17 protein-coding genes are annotated in these 22,734 nt (G+C 62.7%); 12 read left to right on the top strand and 5 right to left on the bottom strand.

Annotation, left to right across the window (positions count from 1 at the left end):
• Nucleotides 1–3: 3 nt before the first annotated feature.
• Genes LPW30_RS00955 through LPW30_RS00945 form a run of 3 tightly spaced genes read right to left on the bottom strand, consistent with a single transcriptional unit; the run spans nucleotide 4 to nucleotide 7,621 of the window.
• A complete protein-coding gene (locus LPW30_RS00955; RefSeq protein ID WP_238624011.1) occupies nucleotides 4–1,002 on the bottom strand; it encodes an amidoligase family protein in 999 nt (332 codons plus the stop codon).
• Nucleotides 999–1,910 carry a diguanylate cyclase domain-containing protein gene (locus tag LPW30_RS00950; RefSeq protein ID WP_238624010.1) on the bottom strand — a complete coding sequence of 304 codons (912 nt, stop codon included), beginning with the start codon at nucleotides 1,908–1,910 and terminating at the stop codon, nucleotides 999–1,001. The genes LPW30_RS00955 and LPW30_RS00950 overlap by 4 nt, the downstream gene beginning before the upstream one ends.
• An 8-nt stretch (nucleotides 1,911–1,918) precedes the next feature.
• Nucleotides 1,919–7,621, bottom strand: a complete 5,703-nt coding sequence (locus LPW30_RS00945; RefSeq protein ID WP_239679845.1) for a PAS domain S-box protein — start codon at nucleotides 7,619–7,621, stop codon at nucleotides 1,919–1,921.
• A gap of 185 nt (nucleotides 7,622–7,806) precedes the next feature.
• Here LPW30_RS00945 and LPW30_RS00940 point away from each other — a divergent pair, with 185 nt between their 5' ends.
• From LPW30_RS00940 to ubiB, 12 genes are all read left to right on the top strand, one after another.
• Nucleotides 7,807–9,483 (top strand): sensor domain-containing diguanylate cyclase, encoded by a 1,677-nt coding sequence (locus tag LPW30_RS00940; RefSeq protein ID WP_239679844.1) that lies wholly within the window; start codon nucleotides 7,807–7,809, stop codon nucleotides 9,481–9,483.
• 727 nt (nucleotides 9,484–10,210) lie between these two features.
• Entirely contained in the window at nucleotides 10,211–10,483 is a 273-nt protein-coding gene (locus LPW30_RS00935; RefSeq protein ID WP_025280221.1) for a DUF4258 domain-containing protein, read from the top strand.
• Nucleotide 10,484: 1 nt separating this feature from the next.
• Nucleotides 10,485–10,787: a CopG family antitoxin gene (locus LPW30_RS00930; protein ID WP_025280222.1), complete on the top strand. Its 303-nt coding sequence runs from the start codon at nucleotides 10,485–10,487 to the stop codon at nucleotides 10,785–10,787.
• Nucleotides 10,788–11,054: 267 nt separating this feature from the next.
• On the top strand, nucleotides 11,055–11,891 hold the full coding sequence (dapF, locus tag LPW30_RS00925; protein WP_239679843.1) for a diaminopimelate epimerase: 837 nt from the start codon (nucleotides 11,055–11,057) through the stop codon (nucleotides 11,889–11,891).
• Nucleotides 11,888–12,586: a DUF484 family protein gene (locus LPW30_RS00920; protein WP_025280224.1), complete on the top strand. Its 699-nt coding sequence runs from the start codon at nucleotides 11,888–11,890 to the stop codon at nucleotides 12,584–12,586. The genes dapF and LPW30_RS00920 overlap by 4 nt, the downstream gene beginning before the upstream one ends.
• Entirely contained in the window at nucleotides 12,583–13,500 is a 918-nt protein-coding gene (gene xerC / locus LPW30_RS00915) for a tyrosine recombinase XerC (protein WP_239679842.1), read from the top strand. Before LPW30_RS00920 ends, xerC begins: the two co-directional genes overlap by 4 nt.
• Nucleotides 13,501–14,099: 599 nt before the next feature.
• The gene (hslV, locus tag LPW30_RS00910) at nucleotides 14,100–14,633 is read left to right on the top strand and encodes an ATP-dependent protease subunit HslV (RefSeq protein WP_025280226.1); all 534 of its coding nucleotides are present in this window, start codon (nucleotides 14,100–14,102) and stop codon (nucleotides 14,631–14,633) included.
• 57 nt (nucleotides 14,634–14,690) lie between these two features.
• A complete protein-coding gene (hslU, locus tag LPW30_RS00905; protein ID WP_239679841.1) occupies nucleotides 14,691–16,034 on the top strand; it encodes an ATP-dependent protease ATPase subunit HslU in 1,344 nt (447 codons plus the stop codon).
• A 52-nt stretch (nucleotides 16,035–16,086) separates the two neighbouring features.
• Nucleotides 16,087–16,449, top strand: coding sequence for a gamma-butyrobetaine hydroxylase family protein (locus LPW30_RS00900; RefSeq protein WP_239679840.1), 363 nt, complete (start codon nucleotides 16,087–16,089; stop codon nucleotides 16,447–16,449).
• Nucleotides 16,450–16,463: 14 nt separating this feature from the next.
• Nucleotides 16,464–17,213: a bifunctional demethylmenaquinone methyltransferase/2-methoxy-6-polyprenyl-1,4-benzoquinol methylase UbiE gene (ubiE, locus tag LPW30_RS00895; protein ID WP_239679839.1), complete on the top strand. Its 750-nt coding sequence runs from the start codon at nucleotides 16,464–16,466 to the stop codon at nucleotides 17,211–17,213.
• 92 nt (nucleotides 17,214–17,305) lie between these two features.
• On the top strand, nucleotides 17,306–17,926 hold the full coding sequence (locus LPW30_RS00890) for a ubiquinone biosynthesis accessory factor UbiJ (RefSeq protein WP_239679838.1): 621 nt from the start codon (nucleotides 17,306–17,308) through the stop codon (nucleotides 17,924–17,926).
• An 8-nt stretch (nucleotides 17,927–17,934) separates the two neighbouring features.
• Nucleotides 17,935–19,623 carry a ubiquinone biosynthesis regulatory protein kinase UbiB gene (ubiB, locus tag LPW30_RS00885; protein WP_239679837.1) on the top strand — a complete coding sequence of 563 codons (1,689 nt, stop codon included), beginning with the start codon at nucleotides 17,935–17,937 and terminating at the stop codon, nucleotides 19,621–19,623.
• Nucleotides 19,624–19,824: 201 nt separating this feature from the next.
• Here ubiB and lpdA read toward each other — a convergent pair whose 3' ends face one another.
• Entirely contained in the window at nucleotides 19,825–21,273 is a 1,449-nt protein-coding gene (lpdA, locus tag LPW30_RS00880; protein ID WP_025280232.1) for a dihydrolipoyl dehydrogenase, read from the bottom strand.
• Nucleotides 21,274–21,354: 81 nt separating this feature from the next.
• A complete protein-coding gene (gene odhB, locus LPW30_RS00875) occupies nucleotides 21,355–22,701 on the bottom strand; it encodes a 2-oxoglutarate dehydrogenase complex dihydrolipoyllysine-residue succinyltransferase (RefSeq protein WP_239679836.1) in 1,347 nt (448 codons plus the stop codon).
• Nucleotides 22,702–22,734: the final 33 nt, after the last annotated feature.

The raw sequence follows: 22,734 nt of genomic DNA, 5'->3' as shown, positions 1-22,734 counted from the left end.
GGTTCAGTTCCTTAGCCAGTCGGTGACTTTTTCCACCCAGCGCTGACCCTTGCTGGCCAGGGTTTCGGGTTCTGCAGTCAGGTATTCACGGGCCATGGCACCCAGGCGTTGAGGGTCCGAAGCCAGGCGTTCCACCGCCACCCAGGCATTCCAGGGCACGCTCAGATCCCAGTCCGGTTCGTCGATGCGACAGTCCGGCAGGCGATAGTGGAAGGTGGGCCGAGGCCGAATCAGATGATGTTCCACGGGCGCCGCATCGATTTGTTCCTGCGATAGATGAGCGAACAGCGGCAGCATGTCCAGTGGCCGATTACGGGTGGGGTTGTGGGCGAGATAATCATTGATCAGGCCCGACAGGTCCGGGCGATACCCCGAGTCCAGGATCAGGCGGGGGTAGTCCTCGGGGAATGGGTCCACGAAGGGCGTGAGGCGCCGGGACAGATCCGCCTGGGAATGGCTGAGCAGCCAGTCATACAGGAGCATGAAGGCCTGAAGATGGTGCAGGATGTAATCGGCATCCAGGCGTGCCAGTTCCAGGTTGATCTGCAGGCCGAAGGCGTAAAACAGGGAGCCATGGGTCCCCTTGGCCCCCTCCTGTTGCAGGCGCTGGCGCAGCCTGTCCAGTTCCGGCAGGGCATCGTGGGGGATGGGCGGCGCCACCACCTCATGGGGCACCACCAGTCCGGCCACCTGGGACAGGGCGCTCTCCAGGGCATGGGGCTCCGTGTCCCGGTCGATCTCGACGCCCATGTTCTCCAGGTAATCCAGATATTCCCGGCGCTTGAGCAGGTCGCTGTCCAGTTCCAGGCCAAAATCGCCGAACCGTGTACCGGTTACGTGGTGTTCGAAGGGAGACTCCTGCTGATGCACACCCCCAAAGAGATCCACGATGGAGCCGGCGATGACATCCAGCGAGATATCCGCCATTTCCATCTCGATGCCCACCCGGCGCAACTCGCCGTGCGGGTTCTGACTGTGAGGCAGGTTTTTGAATTCCGTCATGTGTCGGCCCGGTATTGGTTACGCCCGTTCTTCTTGGCCTGATAAAGGGCCGTGTCAGCGGCTTCTTTAAGGTCTTCTGCCGAAGCCTTGGGGTGCTGCGTGGAATGGGTGGCACCGCCTGCGCTGATGGTGATATGGGGCGCCACATCCGAGTAGTCATGAGCGATGCCAAGGGAGTTTATCGCCTCGATCATTCCCTTGGCCACATGCCGGGCGCCTTGCGCGTCGGTCTCCGGCAGTAACACCACGAACTCTTCGCCCCCATAACGGGCCACCAGATCCATGGCACGTACGGGTACGCGCTCCAGGGCTTGCGCCACCCGTCTGAGGCAGTCATCCCCGGCCCCATGGCCGTAATGGTCGTTATAGGGCTTGAACTGATCAATGTCGATCATGAGCAGGGAAAGGCATTGATCATTTCGGCTCAACCGGGACCATTCTTCGGCCAGTTTCTGGTCGAAGTAACGCCGGTTATGTATTTCAGTCAGGCCGTCCTGCAGGGATATCTTCTCCAGCAAGTCTGTCTTGAGCTTGAGGTTCACCTGGTTGCGTACCCGTGCGCGCACGACGGCCGGGCTGAAAGGCTTGGAGATATAGTCGGCGGCACCCAGGTTCAGGCCTTCTTCCTCGTCCTTCTCGTGGTCCAGGGCCGTTACAAAAATCACCGGGATGGCCCGGGTGGCCTCGTTGTCCTTGAGCCGGCGGCAGATCTCGTAGCCGTCCATGTCCGGCATGACGATATCCATCAGGATCAGGTCCGGACCCTGCTCGGCCTGGGCCAGTTCCAGTGCCTTTTCGCCCCGCGTGGCGGTCAGGATCCGGTAATCCTCCTTGAGCAGAGAGGCCAATGCATGGATGTTTGTCGGTTGATCGTCAACGATCAGTACCGTCGCTCTTGTGTGGGGCACATCAGACCTCAGGAAAGTTTGACGCCGGCCTGCCTTGCCAGCTGTTTGAGCAGCGCGGCCGCTCCATCATGATCGAATTGATCCACCCGTTTTGCCAGCTCCTGGGCGGAGTGTGCATCCAACTGCCGGCCCAGGTAGGACGTGATCTGATCCAGCTCCTGCTGGTCCACCAGTTCCCCCGAGGCAAGGCATTGCAGGATGTGCCCCATCGCTTCTACCGGGGGCTGTGGGTTTGTGCCCGTAATGCCTTCGGAGCCTTGCGTTTCCGGGAGGGTGGCCAGTTGAGTCAAAACGGTGTCCAGGGCCTCCAGGAAGGCACTTCGGTCGTCGTCGGGAATGGCTTTCCCCCGCTTCAATGCGGTATCCAGGCGATCGGCCCTGTGGGCCAGGTCAAGGGCACCGATGGTGCCCGCCAGACCCTTGAGGGTGTGGATCATCCGTCCCGTGCGTGGATTCTCGGGCTGCTCCAGGCACCCGCGTAGATCGTCGAACTCCGCTTCCATCTGCGCTGCAAAGCGTTGCAGGGTGCGCAGGTACAGGTCTTTGTCGCCGTCGAAACGCTTGAGCCCCACCGCCAGGTCGAAGGCCTTCAGTGTATCAGGCAGCTCCGCGTCCGGGGTGTCTGCGTCCTGGAGTTCGACGCAGATGCCGCTGCTTTGCAGCCACTTCTCCAGGGTGTGCAGCAGCGCCTCACTGTCGATGGGCTTGGCCAGGTGGTCGTTCATGCCGGCGGCCCGCGCCCGCTCGCGATCATCCTCCATCACGGCCGCCGACAGGGCAATGATGGGCAGGTCGGGAAATCGTTCACGGATATGACGGGTGGCCTCGAAGCCGTCCATGACGGGCATCTGAAGATCCATCAGCACCAGGTCGATGGGGTATTGTGCCGCCTGATCCACCGCCTCGCGACCATCATTGGCCAGGATGACCCGTACCTGTGTCCTCCTGAGCATCTCCCGGGCCACTTCCTGGTTCAGGGCGTTGTCCTCCACCAGCAGGATGGTCCGACCCTGGAAACATGGGCATTGTGCCAGGTCCATACCAGATGCCTCGGTCTTTTGTTCCGCCACCGCCTCGTTCATGGCCGCCACCAGGGACCGCGGTGTGACAGGTTTGCTCAAAAAGGCGCTGAAGCGATCCGAATGGGGCACCAGATCTTCCTGGTTGTAGGCGCTGATGATCAGTGCGGGGATGGTCGTCTGCTGCAAATCCCCCTGCTGGCGCAGCGTGTGCAACCGATCCAGGGCCTGTAACCCATCCATCTCGCCGGGCATCTTCCAGTCCATGAGGATGATCTCGAAGGGCATGCCGGCCCGCTCCGCCGCCTGGACGGCGTCGATGGCCGCCTCACCGCTGTCGGCTTCCTCCGTCCGGAAACCGTAGCTTTGCAGCATGTTTTTGAGCACGATCCGCGCGGTGGCATGGTCGTCCACCACCAGGACACGGGCACCGGGCCTCATGGATTCATGCGTCGATGCCGGGCCTTGGTCCGATGACAACGGCAGGTTGAGCTCGAAATGGAAGCGGCTGCCTGCCCCCGGGGTGGAATCCAGTTGCAGCACACCTCCCATCCTTTCCAGGAGTTTGCGACTGATCACCAGACCGAGCCCGGTGCCGCCATATTTTCGGGTGGTGGATGTGTCGGCCTGTGAGAAGGCCTGGAACAGCCGGGTCTGCTGGTCCGGATTGATGCCGATACCCGTGTCGCGCACCTCGAAATGCAGGCGCGCGCCCTGCGCGTCACGGCCCAGCCGACGAATGGACAACACCACCTGACCCTGATCGGTGAATTTGATGGCATTGCTGAGCAGGTTGGTGAGCACCTGCCCCAGGCGCAGGGCATCGCCTTCGACGCTGATCGAACCCTGGGTATCCAGCTCGAACACCAGTTCAATGCCCTTCGCGTCGGCTGCCGAGGCAAACAGGGTGCGCATTTGATCGAGCAGATCATCGATGCGGAAGCTATGGTCCTCCAGTTCCAGTCTACCGGCTTCGATCTTGGAATAATCCAGGATGTCGTTGATGATGCCCAGCAGCATGCGGGATGAGTCGCGGATCTTGCCCAGGTAATCCCGCTGTTTGGCGTTGAGTGATGTGCTCAGCAGCAGATCACTCAGGCCGATCACGGCGTTCATGGGCGTGCGGATTTCATGGCTCATGTTGGCCAGGAACTGGCTCTTGGCAAGATTGGCCCGTTCGGCTGTTTCCTGTGCCTGCTTGATCTCGGTGAGGTCGTTGTAGACGGCCACCACTTCGCCGGAAGAGAGCCTGAACAGCGTGTTTTCGCGCCAGCCCTTGAGGTGCCCATCGTCATACTGGGAGAGGGGCAGGAATTCGCCCTGCCCGGTACGAGCCACCCGGCGCAAGGCATCCATCAGCCCCATCTCATGGACGGCGGGAAAGCACTCCGTCACTCGCCGACCGATGACGTCCTCGCGCCGCATATGGTCCATTCGCTCAGCGGCGGTGTTGTAGTCGAGGAAGACGAAGTCCTGACCGTCATCCACGGGCCGATAGACCGCCACCCCGCTGCCGGTCTTCTCGAAGATGCCCTGAAAACGCTCCTTCTCCGCCTCCAGGGCCTGCTTGGCACGGGTGGACTCGGTGACGTCCAGGTCGCTGCCCCGGTATCCAAGAAAATTCCCATCCGGGTCGGTCACAGGAAAGGCGTGCGTGGACATCCAGAGGATATTCCCCTGCTTGTGGGCAATGGGATTGATATGTCCCTGAAAGGTCTCGCGGCGGGCAAACCCCTGAAACACCTCGCTCTTGAATCGTTCCCGGCCGTTTTCCGGATGCAGTTCGAAGAAGTACTTCTTGCCCACCAGCTCATCGGGTGAATAGCCCCACACGGCCTCGGCCACCGGACTCACGAAGGTGTAGCAACCCCCGGTATCCACCTCCCAGGTGACATTGCGGCTCTGGGTGGCCAGTTGCTGAAGTCGCTCTTCGCGATCCTGGATCTCCTGTTGCGCTCTCTTCTGGGCCGAGATGTCCTGGATGATGGACCAGATCACCTCCCGTCCCTCCGGTGTCTTGATCTTGAAACCATGGAGCAGCACCGGATAGCGGCTGCCATCCTTGTGGATATATTCCTTCTCGAAGGGCCCGTAGCTCCCGTTTTGGTTCATGGAGTCCAGCATGCGCTGTTCCGCCGGCATGTATTCCGGCGGTGTCAATTGCCAGTAGCTAAGTTGCCGGAATTCCTCGGGCGTGTAGCCGGCCGGCTCATTGATGGCCCGGTTGAACTGGATGAACTCTCCTGTGTGGAAGTCGTTCATGGCAATACCCACCGGTGAGAGCTCGAACAGGGCACGGAACCTGGCCTCTTCGGACTCCAGTTTCCGTTCAGCGAGGATGCGCTCCGTGATGTCCTCGTTGACCCCCACCACGCGGGTGGCCTTGCCCTGGTCATCACGGATGGCCCGGGCGATGCCGCGCAAGGTGCGGACCTGGCCATCGCTGGGGCGCTGGATCTGGAGCAGCACATCGAAGGGGGTGTCGTCGCGTACCAGGGCCTCGAAGGCGGCTTGCACCGGGGGCAGGGACTCGGGCAGGAGCGTTTGCGCCCAGTCCGCGAATCGACCACCAAAGTCGTGCTGATGCACACCATAAAGGGCGTGCATCAGATCGTCCCATATCAGCCGGTCGTTCTGGATGTCGTAGTCCCAGATGCCCAGTTGGGCCGCCTCGGTGGCCAGTTTCAGGCGATGCTCGCTGTCACGCACCCGCTGTTCAGTCTGCTTTTGCCGGGTGATGTCCCGGAAGACCCCTAGCAGGCAGTCCTGCCGACCCAGCTTCAGCACACTCACGGTCACATGGACGTCAATGAGGCCGCCATCCTTGCAACGGTGTCGCGTCTCGAAATCATCATGGCCATGAGCCATGACCTTCTGGATATGACGGGCCACTTCCTCGGGTGTTTCCAGGGCCTCGTAGTCCGGTATGCGCAACTGCGCGAATTCCTCGGCGGTGTAACCCAGTTGCTCATGGGCCCGAGTGTTGAACTGCAGGGTGCGGCCGTCACTCGCGTCGATCAGCAGCGTTGCATCGGGGTAAAGTTCGAACAGGGTGCGAAACCGTTGCTCTTGCGCCTCCAGGGCGTCGCGAGTCTCCAGCGCCTCGGTCTGATCAATGAGATAGCCGCGCACGGACAGCACCTGTCCATCGGCATCGTACTCCGGGAAGGTGTAGTCAATGAAACGCCGGTATTCACCGTCCTGTCGCCTGAGGCGATATTGGGTCTCGATGGACGTGGCATGCCGAGCCAGGTGGGATTCGATCTCTTTGTTGATGCGGTCCAGGTCGTCGGGGTGGAGCAGTTCCGTAAAACCCAGTCGGCTGCCGATGAAGGCCTCCCGTTCATACCCCAGGATGTCGATCACGTTGGGCGAGATGTACTCGAACGGCCAGCCGGGCTTGGCCGACCAAAGACAGGCCATCACCGGCCCCCGGGAGAAGAGATCCAGTTCCTGCTCCAGTTGATGGGCCTTGCGGGTTTCGGCACTGACATCCTGCAGGAATAGCAGAAAGCCATGCCCCTGGGTCATCGGCTTGGCCTTGAGTTCCACCACCACCGGGTTTCCCTCCCGCCTGATCATCACCTCCCGCCCCTCGAAGGGCCGCCCCTGCAGCATCGCTTCGAACACCCGACAGCGCTCGGCAGGGATCCAGTCGTGCATGCGGTCGCAGTGCAGCCAGCGGGAGTCCCCATGCCCCTGCTGCGCGCAGCGAAAGAATTCGAGCGCCCGCTGGCCCACCAGTGCATCGGCGGGATAACCCAGCAGTTCGGTGGTGGCCTGGTTGACCCGGGTGATGATGCCATCCCGTTCGATGACCATGAGGCCGGCGGGTATCTCGTCGGTCAGGCTGGACAGCGCCTGGTTGGTCTCACGCAGTTCCCGATTGAGTGCGTCCAACTGCTGCTGATGGTCCTTGAGAAGGTTGAACCAACGGTTGTAATACAGGCCGACCAGATCCTTGTGCCCCATCAGGCCCGTGAATCGGCCGCTGTCATCCACCACCACCACACGCTTGATGCGATGCTGGCGGCAGAAGCGCAATGCCTCGGCGACGGTGGTGTGCTTGCTCAGTGTGCGCAGCGGGGTGGTCATGTACGGCTGGATGGGCTGATCCAGGTCGGCGTCGCCATCGATCAGGTGTATCACGTCCCGTTGGGTGAGGATGCCCACGGGAATGCCCTCGTGGATCACGATGGCGGCGCTGAAGTGCCCCTCGTCCATGCGTTCCATCACAGCCCGTATGGAGTGATCTTCCTCCACGGTGAGCGGCTGCAGGGCGTGGATCAACTGCCCGATGCTCTGGCTCTCGGCCAGTACCTCCGGGTCCAGGCTGGCGGCCAGGTCGCTGTAGCTGACAATCCCCTGGAGCGTGCCCTCCTGATCTACCAGGCAGATGTGCTCCGCCTCATTGCGGATGGCGTTCAGTCCCTCCAGGACGGTCTCATCCGGATCCAGGATGGCCGGCTCGGGCAGTTGCAGGTCGCCCAGTGGGGTGGACAGTGGCATCCCACGGATCTGCAGCTTCAGCAGCAGGCTGGAGAGCAGCAGGCGGTAGTCAGAGCCCAGGGTGACCACCACATTGCGGATATTGTGCTGCCGCATGCTGTGCACCGCATCCACCAGTGTGGCGGTCATCGGCAGGGTGATCACCCCGGCGGTGGCGATGCTGCGAAGTTTGGGGAAGAACATCCTTACCTCGTCATGGTTCGTGGGCAGCCATGACCGATAGTACCAAGACGGGGCCTGGCCGTGATGCCCTCGACGACCTGAGTCGCGTCCGTTCGTACGGCCTTTTGCCTGAATGTATTCAAGGGTGCCCGAGGGCGGTATCGTTAACCCACGATGAACGCGAGTTCCTCCTGAAGGAGTATTCCATGGACCCCCCCGGCAAGGATCACGATACCCGTCAGCGCAAATCGCCATTTGGGATGATCCATGCCAGGAATCGCCATCTCCTGCGTCGTCTGGGTCTGCGTCCCCGGCTTTTCACGGCGTTTCTGCTGGTGGCACTGGTCCCCCTGGGGCTGCTGTTCGTGCTCCAGTACCATCACACACGCAGCCTCAACCTGGCCTTTACCGAGGTCAGCCTGGAACGGGTGGCCCAGGTTCAGCAGCGTCGGCTGAATGTGGAACTCGGTCGCATGTTGGATCATATGGACCTGGTGGCCAGTCGCACGCAGATGCGCCTGAGCCTGCGCGCCTACACGCGCACCGGCGACGACATGCACCGGCAACTCATCGAGCGCATCCTGCAGGACGCCATCGACCCCATCACCATACTTGACGGTGCCTGGATTCGTGATGCACGGGGTCAATGGGTGGCAGGGGTGCGCCAACATGGAGGACTGGATCAGCCGGATATTCAGCCGCCGTTGCAGGAGGGCTCGCGGGGTCGCCTGGACGTCCATTGGCCCGATGGCGATACCCCCATGATCTGGGTCAGCGGTCCTCTGGAACTGGATGATGAGAATATTGGCAGCGTGCATCTGCTGATGCGTTTCGACGAGCTGAAGGCCGTGCTGGAAGACTTCCCCCATGAGGGCCTGGGTGGAAAAACCCTGCTGCTGGTGGAGGAACACGAGCTTGAATACAGACCCGTCGGCGCCACGATGCGCACGGACCTTTTCCTCTGCGAACAACGCCGCGAATTCCCGCTCGCTTCCGGTAGTGGACCGGTCAGGGTCTGTGATTACCTGATGGTGGTCCTGCCGCTGGATCATGTTCCGGGCGAGGTGCTGGTCTATGCCTCCCTCGATGTATTGACGGCGGCGCTCAGGGAACAGACGCGTTTCATGCTTTGGTCGGTGCTGTTCATGCTGCTGCTTTGTGTGCTCATGGCCCTTGCCTTCACCCGCATGATCTCAAGGCCGGTGACGGTACTGGCCCGGGCCACACGGGCCCTGCGAGAGCACCGGGGCGATGCACTGGTCAGAGAGCCCTTCTGGGGTGAGTTCACCGAATTGACCCGCTCCTTCAACCAAGCGGCGGGTATCATCACCCGCCGCACCCATGATCTGAATCGGGAACTGGCGGCCCGGCGTCACGCACAGCGCCAGCTCACCGAGCTTGCCAACACGGACGCCCTCACCGGATTGGTGAATCGCCGCCGGTTCATGGAAATCCTCGAATCCCGGATGCAGGACAGTCTTGAGCTGGGTGGCAGACTGACGCTGCTCTACCTGGATCTGGATGGATTCAAGCCCATCAACGATCAGCTGGGGCATGATGCTGGCGACATCGTTCTGCAGGTGGTGGCCGAGCGTTTACGCCATCTGGTGCGTGGCAAGGATACTGCTGCCCGCCTGGGAGGGGACGAATTTGCCCTGCTGCTCGTGGATGACAATGGCGACAGGCACCCGGACCCCCGCCGCCTGGCCAGGCGCGCCGAGGAACAGTTGTCGCTTCCCATCGAGGCCAAGGGCCGCCTGGTACGGGTCGGCTGCAGCGTCGGTGTCGCCATCGCCGCCCCCGAAGACAAGCCCCAGGATGTGCTCAATCGCGCCGATGCCGCCATGTATCGGATCAAGCAGGCCCGGCGCAAGGGGTGCTGAGGGGGGCGAGGGAATCAGCCTGTTTCTCAGGAAGCTTGCTCTTTCCACAAGGACTCCCGGCGGGCCTGCATAGCCCGGCGTTCGCCAGCTTGGGGAGTTGCAGGTGCCCAGAGGGGATGCCGGCAAGGGTTGGATGGCGCCTCCGGCCAGCCGTCGATGCGGGAAACCACGGATGACCTGCTCCACCCCAATCCGATATTGGTGCACCGATTCCGGTTTGATCCCTTTTGAATCAGATGTTTGCTAAATCGCGACCAGAAGACGTCACTACCCTTGTCCCAAATGCCGCGCTGGCCAGTTGCATGTGGTTGCTGAAATCCCGAAGGCTGTATCTCCCTTCCCTTTCCTGGAGCGACGATGCTAAGTCACTGAAACATCGCTGACGATAAGCCGCTTTGAAGATGGCCTTGGCATAGGTCGGGCTCGACGGCGGCTGGGACATTGAAACCAAGCATGAAATCGGGCTATGTTGAGCTCGAACCGACTGTAAGGGATGCCATCCGAAATGGATGAAATTGTCTGGAAGGAGCCGATGAAGGCCTGTCGCGCTGATCACAGGACTGCAAATACCCTCCTTGGCCCGCTGCGGCCAATACAATTCCCACCATAGAGTATGTGCACACACGGCTTCGTCCAACAGACTTTTATCGGCCATGCTGCGCACGGCAGATAAACGCTTACATGTTAGCAAGATGCCAATAGGCATACATTCTGCTAGGCTCGTTTCATGAGGCAAATTAACTGGAATGCTGATAAGAACCAGCAGTTGATGAGCGAGCGCGGCGTGTCCTTTGAGGATGTTCTGTTTGCTCTTCAGTCTGGTGGTTTACTTGATGACGGACCTCACCCCAACCGGGGCAAATATCCGAATCAGCGCCTTTTTGTGGTTCGGATCGACGATTACGCCTGGCTGGTGCCATACGTTGAGAATGATCGAGAGATCTTTCTAAAAACGGTCATCCCCAGTCGAAAGGCCACCAAGACATTTTTAGGAGGGTAGCATGCCCAAGCCCAAATTAGATCCCGAGGAGCAAGAGCTTCTGGAGGCATACGAGTCCGGAGAGTTCGAGTCAGATCTGGATGCTGATCGTCGGGAGTACTTGTCGAAGGCAGCGGAAGAAGCATTCAAGAAAGACAAGCGGATCAATATACGGATCTCCAGTCGCGACTTGGAAGCACTTCAACGTCGGGCTCTGGAAGAGGGGCTTCCTTACCAGTCTCTGGTATCAAGTGTTCTGCACAAGTATGTTTCCGGCGGGCTCATGGACATTTCTGCTAACAAGTCAGGCCAGCGGACACGCTAACGCGCGCCGCTGCCTTCGGCGTTACGGGCGAGCACGGTCACGCCAGTAGCCAGGTTTTCGAGGATGATGAGCAAAAGCCACAATGATCCGGTCATCCCTACGGTCAAGCACCGACGCAGAGAGGCTGAGCCAGTTGCGGGTCAGGGATGACCCCGGTCTGAGTGCCGAGGGATCGGGGCAAGTGCCGGTGGCGCTTGGAGCTCATGGCCGTCGGGATGGCGCCACGTTCTCTTCCCAGCCGGGCATACACCCTTTACGATTTCGTCGATGACACTCTCCTTTACCAAAATGCAAGGCTTGGGCAACGACTTCGTGGTGATCGACGGGGTGCGCCAGGCGATTGAACTCACGCCGGAGCAGGTGCGGTTTCTGGCCCATCGTCGGCTGGGCGTGGGCTGTGATCAGGTGCTTCTGGTGGAGCCGCCCGCCGATCCTGCCAGGGCGGCCTTTCGTTACCGGATCTTCAACGCCGATGGGGGCGAGGTGGAGCAATGCGGCAACGGCGCCCGCTGCTTCGCGGTGTTCGTGCGGGATGAGGGTCTGACAGAACAGACCCTCATCCCGGTGGAGACGGCTGGGGGGTTGATCCACCTTCAGGTGGAGGACAATGGCCAGGTCACGGTGAACATGGGCCGGCCCCGGTTCGAGCCAGCCGAGATACCGTTTGAGGCGCCTGAGGTGGCGCCGGCCTACCCACTGGAAGTTGGGGGAGGCACCGTGGAGATCGGTGCGGTCTCCATGGGTAACCCCCATGCCGTGCTGCGGGTGGAGGATGTCCTGAAGGCCCCGGTGGAATCCCTCGGGCCCATCATCGAGTCCCATCCACGCTTTCCCAGGCGCGTGAACGCGGGGTTCATGGAGGTGTTGGCACGTGATCATGTTCGCCTGCGTGTCTTCGAGCGTGGGGCAGGGGAGACCCAGGCCTGCGGCACCGGTGCCTGCGCCGCCGTGGCGTCCGGTCGGACGCGCGGCTGGCTGGACGAGCGGGTGGCGGTGGATCTGCCTGGCGGGCGGCTTGTGATACAGTGGCAGGGCTGCGAAGACGCTCCGGTCTTCATGACCGGCCCCGCGACATCGGTCTTTACGGGTAACATCAAGCTATGAGCACACAAGGCAAGGGCGCGCTGGCCGAAGAGGCCTTGTCCGAGGAGGCGGTGGAGTCCTATCTGCGCGCGCATCCCGATTTCTTCGAACGTCATCTATCCCTGCTGGAGGTGTTGCGCCTGCCTCATCCCAGCGGTGCGGCCGTCTCCCTCATTGAACGCCAGATGGCCGTGATGCGGGACAAGAACCGTGTCCTGGAGCGCAAGCTCATGGATCTGGTGCACACTGCCCGCGAGAACGAGCGTCTCAGCCAGCGCATGCACCAGTTGGCCCTGGGGGTGATGGAGGCGGAGAGCCTGGATGCCGTGCTGGCCATCACCCAGGAGCAGTTGCGTAACGAATTCCGCGCCGACGTGGTGGTGGTGCGTCTCTGCGGCGACCCGGCCCAGGGCATGCACTTCATGGCGGAGGACGACCCGGCCATGCAGAGCCTGGCCCATCTGTTCGAGCATCGCCGCCCGGTGTGCGGGCGCCTGTCGGACACTCAGCTCCAGGCCCTGTTCTCCACGGAAGATGCTCCCGGTGTGGCCTCGGCCGTGGCCGTGCCGCTGCTGAACGGCACCCAGCCCCTGGGCTTCGTGGCCCTGGGTAGCCAGGAAGCCTCGCGGTTCCATCCGGGGATGGGTACCCTGTTCCTGGGTTACCTGGGCGAGATCATCTCCCACGCCGTTGGGGGCCGTCTGGGGCAGGCATGAAGATACCCCTGGATCCCTGGATCGATGCCTACCTGGGGCATCTGGACCGGGAACGGGGCTGCTCGCCGCATACCCTCAGCAATTACCGCCGGGATCTTCTGGTCCTGCAGGGGCATGTGGCGTTGTCAGCGTCGGCGGATCGCCGTGACTGGGCGACGGTCACCGTCCACGACATCCGCGCATTGGTATCGGCACTTCACCGGGCTGGCAAGGCCGGCCGAAGCCTGCAGCGGCTGCTCTCCTCGGTGCGTGGATTCTTCAATTATCTCATCCGTGAGGGCGTGCTAAGCGCCAATCCCGCCCAGGGCATCCGTGCACCGCGCACAGCCCGCAAGCTGCCCGAGGTGCTGGATGCCGAGCAGGTGGCGCGCCTGGTGGAGGTGCCTGGGGATGACCTGTTGCTGGTGCGGGACCGAGCCCTGCTGGAGCTGTTCTATTCCTCTGGTCTGCGCCTGGCCGAACTCACCGACCTGAACTGCACCGACCTGGATGTGGCGGATGCCATGGTGCGGGTGACCGGCAAGGGCCGCAAGACGCGCACCCTGCCGGTGGGCCGCAAGGCCCTGGCCGCCCTGGAGGCCTGGTTGAAGCACCGCGGCGAGTGGGCGGCACCGGACGAGTCGGCCCTGTTCGTGAGCCGTCGCGGAGGGCGTCTCACGCCCCGCTCGGTGCAAAAGCGCATGGCCGGTCACGCCCTCACCCAGGGACTGGAGCGCCGCGTCCATCCGCATCTGCTACGCCACTCCTTTGCCAGCCATCTGCTGGAGTCCTCCCAGGATCTGCGCGCCGTGCAGGAACTGCTGGGCCACGCAGACATCGGCACCACGCAGATCTACACCCATCTGGATTATCAGCATCTGGCGCGGGTCTATGACGCGGCGCACCCCCGGGCGCGGCGCAAGGACAAGGGCTGATCCTGTTCCTGGTGGGAGCGGGCCTTGCCCGCGAAGGCAGTGGGCACAGGGCCTGGTCCGGGCGCTGCTGGCGCAGCGCATCGCTGGCAGGCCAGCTCCCACGGGGGCTGGCCTGAGGTCAGGTGGCCGCTGTTTACGGGAGCAGTCCTTTGTAGGAGGGCCCTTTGGGGGACTCTGTGGGGAGAGCTTTCCCTGTGGGAGCGGGCCTTGCCCGCGAAGGCGGCGGGCACGGGGCCTGGTCCGGGCGCTGCTGGCGCAGCGCATCGCTGGCAGGCCAGCTCCCACGGGGGCGATGCGGTTGAATATGGGCCTTGGAAAAGAACGCCGAACTGTCCGGCCCTTGGGGCGTCCGGGTTCCTGTCAGCGGGACGCCGTGAATACATCCCTGTAGGCTCTGCAGCCGCTTCCTGCGGCTGAAGCCCGCTTACAGGAACCCGGACACCCCGAGGGCCACTCCGATCCCAGGTTTGGGTGGCAAACTTGAGGCGTTTTGCCATTCGCGGCAGGGGGTCTCTTCCAGCGGGGCCGTTGCCCATCCCTCATGGCAGATCTTTCCGTTACAATGCCCCTTTTGAATGACGGCACATCGGAGTTTGTCCTTGGAACAGTTTCGCGGCACCACCATCGTCAGCGTCCGTCGCAATGGCCGGGTCGCCCTGGGCGGCGACGGACAGGTTTCCCTGGGGAACACCATCATGAAGGGCAACGCCCGCAAGGTGCGGCGCCTGCATCATGACAAGGTGCTGGCCGGTTTCGCTGGCGGCACCGCCGACGCCTTCACCCTGTTCGAGCGCTTCGAGGGCAAGCTGGAAAAATACAGCGGCAACCTGGTGCGCGCCGCCGTGGAACTGGCCAAGGACTGGCGCACCGAGCGCAGCCTGCGCCGCCTGGAGGCCCTGCTGGCGGTGGCCGATCAGGAGGCCTCGCTGATCATCTCCGGCAACGGTGATGTGATCGAGCCCGAGGAAGGCCTGATCGCCATTGGCTCGGGCGGCCCGTTCGCCCAGGCGGCGGCCCGTGCCCTGATGGAAAACACGGAACTGGAGGCCCGGGAGATCACCGAAAAGGCCTTGAACATCGCCGCCGATATCTGCATCTATACCAACCGCAACCTGAGCATGGAAGAACTGTGATGCTCGGTTGCGTTGCGGTCAAACCCCAGTCCCCATGCCTTGTGAAGGGATGTCCCCATGTCTGAGATGACACCCAGAGAAATCGTTCAGGAGCTGGACCGCTTCATCATCGGTCAGGATCCTGCCAAACGCTCGGTGGCCATCGCCCTGCGCAATCGCTGGCGCCGTCAGCAACTGCCGCCGGAGCTGGCCCGGGAGGTCACCCCCAAGAACATCCTCATGATCGGCCCCACCGGGGTGGGCAAGACGGAGATTGCCCGGCGCCTGGCGCGTCTGGCCAATGCCCCGTTCATCAAGGTGGAGGCCACCAAGTTCACGGAAGTGGGCTATGTGGGTCGGGATGTGGAATCCATCATCCGCGATCTGGTGGAGGCCGCAGTGAAGATGGTGCGCGAGCAGGAAATGGAAAAGATGCGCCCCCGCGCCGAAGAGGCCGCCGAGGAACGCATTCTGGACGCCCTGCTGCCGCCACCGCGCAGCAGCGGCACGGGCTTCATGGCAGAAGAACCCCAGCCCACCCGCCAGGATAACGAGACCCGGCAGAAATTCCGCAAGCGCCTGCGGGAGGGCAAGCTGGACGACAAGGAGATCGACATCCAGGTGCAGGCCATTCCCTCCGGCGTGGAAATCATGTCCCCACCGGGCATGGAGGACATGGCCAGCCAACTCCAGGGTCTTTTCCAGAACCTGGGTGGCCAGCGTACCCGCAACCGCAAGCTCAAGATCAAGGAAGCCTTCAAGCTCATCACCGATGAGGAAGCCGCGCGCCTGCTCAATGATGAGGACATCAAGCTGCGCGCCGTCTCCCATGTGGAGCAGAACGGCATCGTCTTCCTGGACGAGATCGACAAGGTGGTGCGCAAGGGGGAGTACAGTGGCGGCGACGTCTCCCGCGAGGGTGTGCAGCGCGATCTGCTGCCCCTGGTGGAAGGCTGTACCGTGACCACCAAGGTGGGCTCGGTGCACACCGACCACATCCTGTTCATTGCCTCCGGCGCCTTTCATCTTTCCAAGCCCTCGGACCTGATTCCCGAGTTGCAGGGACGGCTGCCCATCCGGGTGGAACTGGAGGCACTGACTGCTGCGGACTTCGTGCGCATCCTCACCGAACCCAAGGCCTCCCTCACCGAGCAATACGCTGCCCTGATGGCCACCGAAGGGGTGACCGTGGAGTTCACCGAGGATGGTGTGCACCGTCTGGCGGAGATCGCCTTCCAGGTGAACGAGCGCACCGAGAACATTGGTGCGCGGCGACTGCATACCGTGATGGAGCGGGTGGTGGAGGTCATCTCTTACGAGGCCCCCGACTGCTCCAGCCCCATCCGCATCGACGCCGAATACGTGAACCAGCGTCTGGATGATCTGGTTCAGGACGAGGATCTGAGCCGTTACATCCTCTAGGGTTCGTCACCGGTCCGGGGGTGAGTTCCCTCGGCGAGGGAGTACCAACACGATGACCACCAAAAACCGCCCCACCGACATCCGGCTGCACCAGCAGTCGCGTGTTCTGGAATTGGTCTACACGGATGGCGAGACGCATCGGCTTGGCTGCGAGTTCCTGCGGGTACATTCGCCCTCGGCAGAGGTCACCGGCCATGGGCCGGGCCAGGAGGTGCTGCAGGTGGGCAAGGAAGACGTGAACATCACCGGCATCGAGCCGGTGGGCCATTACGGCATCAAGCTGGTGTTCTCCGATGGACACGACACCGGCATCTTCGACTGGAACTATCTTTACCACCTGGGCGTCAACCAGACCCAGTTGTGGGACAAGTACCTGGAACGACTGGCGGCCGCAGGCCACCAGCGCAAGGGTTGATAACGGGAGCAGGCATGTCCGACGACAACACCACTGATTTCGGCTACGAACGTGTGCCGACCACGGAAAAGGCCAAACGGGTAGGGCAGGTGTTCCACTCCGTGGCTCAGCGCTACGATGTGATGAACGACCTGATGTCCATGGGCATCCATCGCGTATGGAAGCGCTTCACCATCGAGGTGGCCGCGGCGCGGCCGGGCTGGAAGATCCTCGACCTGGCCGGGGGTACCGGGGACCTGGCCGCCAAGTTCTCGCGCATCGTCGGGCCCAAGGGGCATGTGGTGCTCTGCGACATCAACGCCTCCATGCTGGAATGCGGCCGCGCCCGCCTGGTGGATGAAGGCCTGGTGGAGAACCTCAACTACGTGCAGGGCAATGCCGAATGCCTGCCGTATCCGGATGATTATTTCGACCTGATCACCATCGCCTTCGGCCTGCGCAACGTGACCGACAAGAACAAGGCCCTGTCGTCCATGCTGCGGGTGCTCAAGCCCGGCGGCAAGCTGCTGGTGCTGGAGTTCTCCCAGCCCACGTCCAAGGGCTTCAGTCAGATCTATGATCTGTACAGCTTCAAGGCGCTGCCGATGATGGGCAAACTGGTGGCCAACGATGCCGACAGCTATCGCTACCTGGCGGAGAGCATCCGCATGCATCCGGACCAGGAAACCCTCAAGCAGATGATGGAAACAGCGGGTTTCGAGCGCTGCGACTACCACAACCTCACCGGGGGCGTGGTGGCGCTGCACAAGGGCTACAAGCTGTAGACACAATCGGGTTACCCGGTGGTTTGACCGAAACCCCCGGGAGTCTGTCCAACCCCTCACGGTCAAAGCCTCACTCGCCTGGGAGAGATGCCATGAGCTCAGCACTGACGCCAGTCACCGCCTTGCTGGAAGCGGCCATCAATCAGTACCTCTCCATGGACCCCGGCAGCCAGCGACGGCTGGCGGCCCTGAAGGGGGGAGTGGTGGCGCTGCATGTGACCGGTGTGGACGTGACCCTGTACTTCATTCCCGGCGAGGAAGACCTGCAGGTTTCCGGGCAGTTCGATGGAGACCCGGACGCACACATCGCCGGCACCCCCCTGGCCCTGGCCGGCCTGTTGGCCAGTGAACCCACAGCCCGCATGCCCGACTCCGTCACCCTCGTGGGGGACGTGGAACTGGCGCGTCATTTCAATGACCTGTTGCGCCGGGTGGACCTGGACTGGGAGGAACTGCTGTCGCGCTTCACCGGTGATCTTTTTGCCCATCGGGTCGGTGAAACGTTTCGGGAATTCGAGTCCTGGCTCAAGCGGGCACGCGAATCCTTCCGCGGCGATGTGGCCGAATACCTTCAGGAAGAAACCCAGACCCTGCCCGCTCGGTCGCAGGTGGAGTCCTTCATGGATGAAGTGGATGGTCTGCGCAGTGACGCCGACCGCCTGGAGGCGCGCATCCAGCGCCTCGAACAAGCCCGGGACCGGGCAAGATCATGAGAATCTAAATGCTGCAGCACCTGCATCCTGCCCAGCTGCTTCGGCTGCTGACCATCAACCGCGTCCTCATCCGCCATGGCCTGGACGAGGTGGTACTGGCCATCCGCCTGTTCCGGCCCGTGCGCTTCCTGCTCTACCTGGCGCCCTGGAACTGGTTCCGTGACGTGCCCTATGGGCGCGGCGAGCGCATCCGTCGTGCCCTTGAGGACCTGGGACCCATCTTCATCAAGTTCGGACAGATGGTCTCCACCCGGCGTGACCTGTTGCCGGACGACATCGCCAGCGAACTCTCCCGCCTGCAGGACCGTGTGCCTCCCTTCCCCAACGAAGAGGCGCGGGCAATCATTGAGAAATCCCTGGGCCAACCGGTCGAGACCCTGTTCGCCTCCTTCGAGGCCACCCCCATGGCCTCCGCCTCCATCGCCCAGGTGCATGGAGCGGTGCTTCACGACGGCCGCCGGGTGGTGGTCAAGGTGCTGCGCCCGAATATCGAGAAGGCCATTCGCCGCGACGTGGAACTCATGTACGTGATCGCCGAACTGGCGGAGCGCTACTGGCCCGAGGGACGCCGCCTGCGCCCGGTGGAAGTGGTGCGCGAGTACGAACAGACCATCATCGACGAACTGGACCTGTTGCGGGAGGCCGCCAACGCCTCCCAGCTGCGGCGCAACTTCGAAGGCTCGGGCATCCTTTACACCCCGGAAGTCCACTGGGACTACTGCCGCCGCAACGTCATGGTGATGGAACGCATCCAGGGCGTGCCCGTGTCCGACGTGGCCACCCTCAAGGCCCGTGGCGTGGACCTGAAACTGCTGGCCGAGCGGGGTGTGGAAGTCTTCTTCACCCAGGTGTTCCGGCACAACTTCTTCCATGCCGACATGCACCCGGGCAACGTCTTCATCGACGCCACCGACCCCGCCGACCCCAGCTACCTGGCCGTGGACTTCGGCATCATCGGCACCCTCTCCCCCGCCGACCAGCGCTACCTGGCGGAAAACTTCTACGCCTTCTTCAACCGCGACTATGCCCGGGTGGCGGAACTACACGTGGAATCCGGCTGGGTCCCCCGGGACGTGCGGGTGGCCGACCTGGAGGGCGCCATCCGCACCGTCTGCGAACCCATCTTCGAAAAACCCCTGAAGGACATCTCCTTTGGCAATGTGCTGGTGCGCCTCTTCCAGACGGCACGACGCTTCAACATGGAAGTGCAGCCCCAGCTGGTGCTGCTGGAAAAGACCCTGCTCAACATCGAAGGCATGGGCCGCGACCTCTACCCGGAACTGGACCTCTGGCAGACCGCCCGCCCCTTCATCCAGCGCTGGATGGACGAGCAGGTGGGCGTGCGCGCTCTGGTCAAGGGCATGCGCCGCAACCTGCCCTTCATCCTGGAAAAGACCCCGGACCTGCCGGGCCTGATCCACGAAGCCCTGCGCCAGCAGGGCAGCGCCGACGAGCGCCACGCCCTCCAGCAGGCCCAGTTATACCAATTGCAGAGAGAGATCCGTGCCTCAAATCGGCGCACGGTCTATGCCGTGATGGGCAGCGCCCTGGCCCTGGGCGCCGTGCTGCTCACTTCCCAGTCCCCGGAGATGCCGGAACTGCTCACCGTACCCTGGCCCGCCTGGGTCCTGGGCACCCTGGGACTGGCCTTCCTGCTGGGCGCCGTCTGGAAACGCAGCGAACTGGAAGTTCAATGATCATCAGGGCCTGACCCCCGCAACCACTACCGCAGCGTCCGGAGGGGAGTATCCCTGTGGGAGGGTGTGCGCCGCATGGATGCGGCGCACAAGCCTCCATGGACGTATTCACGGCGACCCGCCTGCAGGCATCCCTCCCTCCGCTGGCGGTCCAGGGGCACCCGCGTGGACCACCCCTAGGCATCCGAATGGCCCGAGCAACTACCCCCGCTTCCCCTTCGGCGGAATATGCAGAGGATGCCCCAGCGTCGCCAGCGCCGCCTCATGCACCGCCTCCGAAAGCGTGGGATGCGCAAACACCGTACGCGCCAGATCCTCACTGCAGGCACCGAACTCCAGCGCAATCACACACTCCGCGATCAACTCCGACGCCCGCGAACTGATGATATGCGCCCCCAGGATGCGATCCGTCTCCGCGTGGGCCAGCAGCTTGACGAACCCCGTCGTATCCTCCATGGCCCGGGCCCGGCCCGACGCCACGAAGGGAAACACCCCCGTGGCATATGGCACACCCTGCTTCTTCAGATCCTGCTCATTGCGGCCCACCCAGGCGATCTCCGGCAACGTGTAGATCACATTGGGAATGGTGTCGTAATTCACCGAGCTGCCCATGCCCGCAATGCGCTCCGCCACCATGATTCCCTCCTCGGAACCCTTGTGGGCCAGCATCGGGCCACGGACTGCATCACCAATGGCATACACCCCCGGCATCGTCGTCTCGCAATGCTCGTTCACGTGGATGGTGCCGCGCTCGTCCATGGCCAGTTCCACCGGCCCGCTGACCAGGCCATCGGTCGCCGGCCGCCGCCCCACACAGACCACCAGACGATCGAAACGCTCCTCGTGCTGGCCATTCTCATCCTCGTAGACCACGGACACCTGCCCCTTGTCCTTGTCCACCTTGGTGGCGGTCACGCGGGCCGAGAGCCGGATGTCCAGACCCTGCTTGCTCATGATCTTCAGGGACTCATTGGCCACCTGCTCGTCGCAGAACGACAGGAATCGATCCTGGGCCTCCAGCATCACCACCTCGGACCCCAGACGCCGCCACACACTGCCCAGCTCCAGACCGATGACGCCAGCGCCGATCACGCCCAGGCGCTTGGGCACCTCCTCGAAGCGCAGGGCACCGGTGGAACTGACGATGTACTCCCGATCAAACGGGCCGCAGCCCAGTTCCACAGGGAACGAACCCGGGGCCAGGATCACATTCTTGGCCTGCAGCGTCTGCTCCTTGCCGTCATGTCCGGTGAACTTCACCTGGCGCTCCGCCTGAAGCTGCCCGTGGCCCTTGAACCACTCCACCTGATTGGCCTTGAAGAGCCCCTGGATACCCTGGGTCAGATTGTTCACCAGACGGTCCTTGCGGGCCATCATCCCGGCCAGATCCAGTTCCACTTCGCCACAGCGCACACCGTGGGTCCCCAGGTGCTTCTGCGTGTGTTCGTACAGCTCCGAGGACTCCAGGAGCGCCTTGGAGGGGATGCACCCCACGTTGAGGCAGGTACCGCCCAGACGCTCCTTGCCCTCCGGGTCCTGCCAACGGTCGATACAGGCCGTCTTCAGGCCCAGTTGAGCGCAGCGAATGGCGCCCACATAGCCCGCCGGACCGCCGCCGATGACCACTACGTCATATTCCTGCTCTGCCATGATTCTGGCTCCCGATCATTCTCATCGATGTCTGATTTCGCCCGCTCTTGAGCCGGCGCATGGTTTCAGGCTGCGGGCCGATCACACCTCCAGCAGCAGGCGGGCCGGATCCTCCAGCATGTCCTTGATGGTGACCAGGAACTGCACGGCCTCGCGTCCATCCACCAGGCGATGGTCGTAGGACAGGGCCAGGTACATCATGGGCCGGATCACCACCTGACCATTCTCGGCCATGGGGCGCTCCTGGATGCGGTGCATGCCCAGGATGGCGCTCTGCGGTGGATTGATGATGGGGGTGGAGAGCAGCGAGCCGAACACGCCACCATTGGAGATGGTGAAGGTACCGCCGGTGAGGTCCTCCATGCTCAGATTGCCCGACTCGGCCTTCTTGCCGTATTCATTGATGCTGCGCTCCACATCCGACATGGTCAGGCTGTCCGTGTCCCTGAGGATGGGCACCACCAGGCCCCGGGGGGCCGAGACGGCGATGCCGATATCGAAATAACCGTGGTAGACGATGTCCTTGCCATCGATGGAGGCATTCACCTCCGGGAAGCGCTTGAGGGCCTCGGTGGCGGCCTTGACGAAAAAGGACATGAAGCCGAGGCGCACGCCGTGACGCTTCTCGAAGCGATCCTTGTACTGGGCCCGCAGGTCCATGACCGGCTTCATGTTCACCTCGTTGAAGGTGGTGAGCATGGCCGCCGTTTGCTGTGCTTCCACCAGCCGTTCCGCCACCCGGGCCCGAAGACGTGTCATGGGGACACGCTTCTCCGTGCGACCGCCGGCGGTGCTGGTACTGGCCGTGGGCGGCGTGGAGGCTTTCTGCTCCGACGATGCACCGCCGGGTTCAGTCCGGGTGTTCTCGGTTTCGGGTTCGGCCTTGTGTTGGGGCGCCCTGGTGGATTCGGCCTCCGCCTCATCCAGGTGCTTGACCACGTCTTCCTTGAGGATGCGCCCACCCTTGCCGCTGCCCTGGATCTCCCCCGGGTCCAGATCGTGTTCGTTGATCAGCTTGCGTACCGCCGGGCTCAGGGCCGGATCGTCCTGGGCCTGCTTTTGTGATGAATGGCTCTCGCCCTCAGCCGTCTTGCCCGACTTGCTGTCCTTCTCGGCCTGCTTGCCCTTGCCGCTGTCCTTCTTGCCGGACTTCTTCTTTCCCGATTCCTTGTCACTCGATTCCTTGCCTTCGCTGGCCTCCACATGTCCGATCACCTGCCCGGCGGTGACCACCGATCCCTCATCCTCGATGATGTCTCCCATCACCCCGTCTTGCGGCGCGGGGACTTCGAGGACCACCTTGTCGGTCTCGATGTCCACCAGGATCTCGTCCCTCTGCACGGCGTCACCGGGGCGCTTGTGCCAGGAGACGATGGTGGCGTCGGACACGGATTCGGGAAGTTGCGGGATCTTAACCTCTGTACTCATATCATCTTGTCCTTATTGGTTTCGGCAACAGGG

Origin of the sequence: Ectothiorhodospira variabilis (assembly GCF_022227625.1) — a bacterium.
Classification (GTDB): Bacteria; Pseudomonadota; Gammaproteobacteria; order Ectothiorhodospirales; family Ectothiorhodospiraceae; genus Ectothiorhodospira; species Ectothiorhodospira haloalkaliphila.
The sequence above is the reverse complement of the archived record's forward strand: the minus strand, read 5'-3'. Positions and strand labels throughout refer to the sequence as shown.

Coding starts and splice junctions, on each gene's coding strand:
- dapF (WP_239679843.1), top strand. CDS start 11,055: ATGACACTCTCCTTTACCAAAATGCAAGGCTTGGGCAACGACTTCGTG.
- LPW30_RS00900 (WP_239679840.1), top strand. CDS start 16,087: ATGACCACCAAAAACCGCCCCACCGACATCCGGCTGCACCAGCAGTCG.
- hslU (WP_239679841.1), top strand. CDS start 14,691: ATGTCTGAGATGACACCCAGAGAAATCGTTCAGGAGCTGGACCGCTTC.
- LPW30_RS00930 (WP_025280222.1), top strand. CDS start 10,485: ATGCCCAAGCCCAAATTAGATCCCGAGGAGCAAGAGCTTCTGGAGGCA.
- odhB (WP_239679836.1), bottom strand. CDS start 22,701: ATGAGTACAGAGGTTAAGATCCCGCAACTTCCCGAATCCGTGTCCGAC.
- LPW30_RS00920 (WP_025280224.1), top strand. CDS start 11,888: ATGAGCACACAAGGCAAGGGCGCGCTGGCCGAAGAGGCCTTGTCCGAG.
- ubiE (WP_239679839.1), top strand. CDS start 16,464: ATGTCCGACGACAACACCACTGATTTCGGCTACGAACGTGTGCCGACC.
- LPW30_RS00935 (WP_025280221.1), top strand. CDS start 10,211: ATGAGGCAAATTAACTGGAATGCTGATAAGAACCAGCAGTTGATGAGC.
- LPW30_RS00955 (WP_238624011.1), bottom strand. CDS start 1,002: ATGACGGAATTCAAAAACCTGCCTCACAGTCAGAACCCGCACGGCGAG.
- xerC (WP_239679842.1), top strand. CDS start 12,583: ATGAAGATACCCCTGGATCCCTGGATCGATGCCTACCTGGGGCATCTG.
- lpdA (WP_025280232.1), bottom strand. CDS start 21,273: ATGGCAGAGCAGGAATATGACGTAGTGGTCATCGGCGGCGGTCCGGCG.
- LPW30_RS00940 (WP_239679844.1), top strand. CDS start 7,807: ATGGACCCCCCCGGCAAGGATCACGATACCCGTCAGCGCAAATCGCCA.
- LPW30_RS00890 (WP_239679838.1), top strand. CDS start 17,306: ATGAGCTCAGCACTGACGCCAGTCACCGCCTTGCTGGAAGCGGCCATC.
- LPW30_RS00945 (WP_239679845.1), bottom strand. CDS start 7,621: ATGTTCTTCCCCAAACTTCGCAGCATCGCCACCGCCGGGGTGATCACC.
- ubiB (WP_239679837.1), top strand. CDS start 17,935: ATGCTGCAGCACCTGCATCCTGCCCAGCTGCTTCGGCTGCTGACCATC.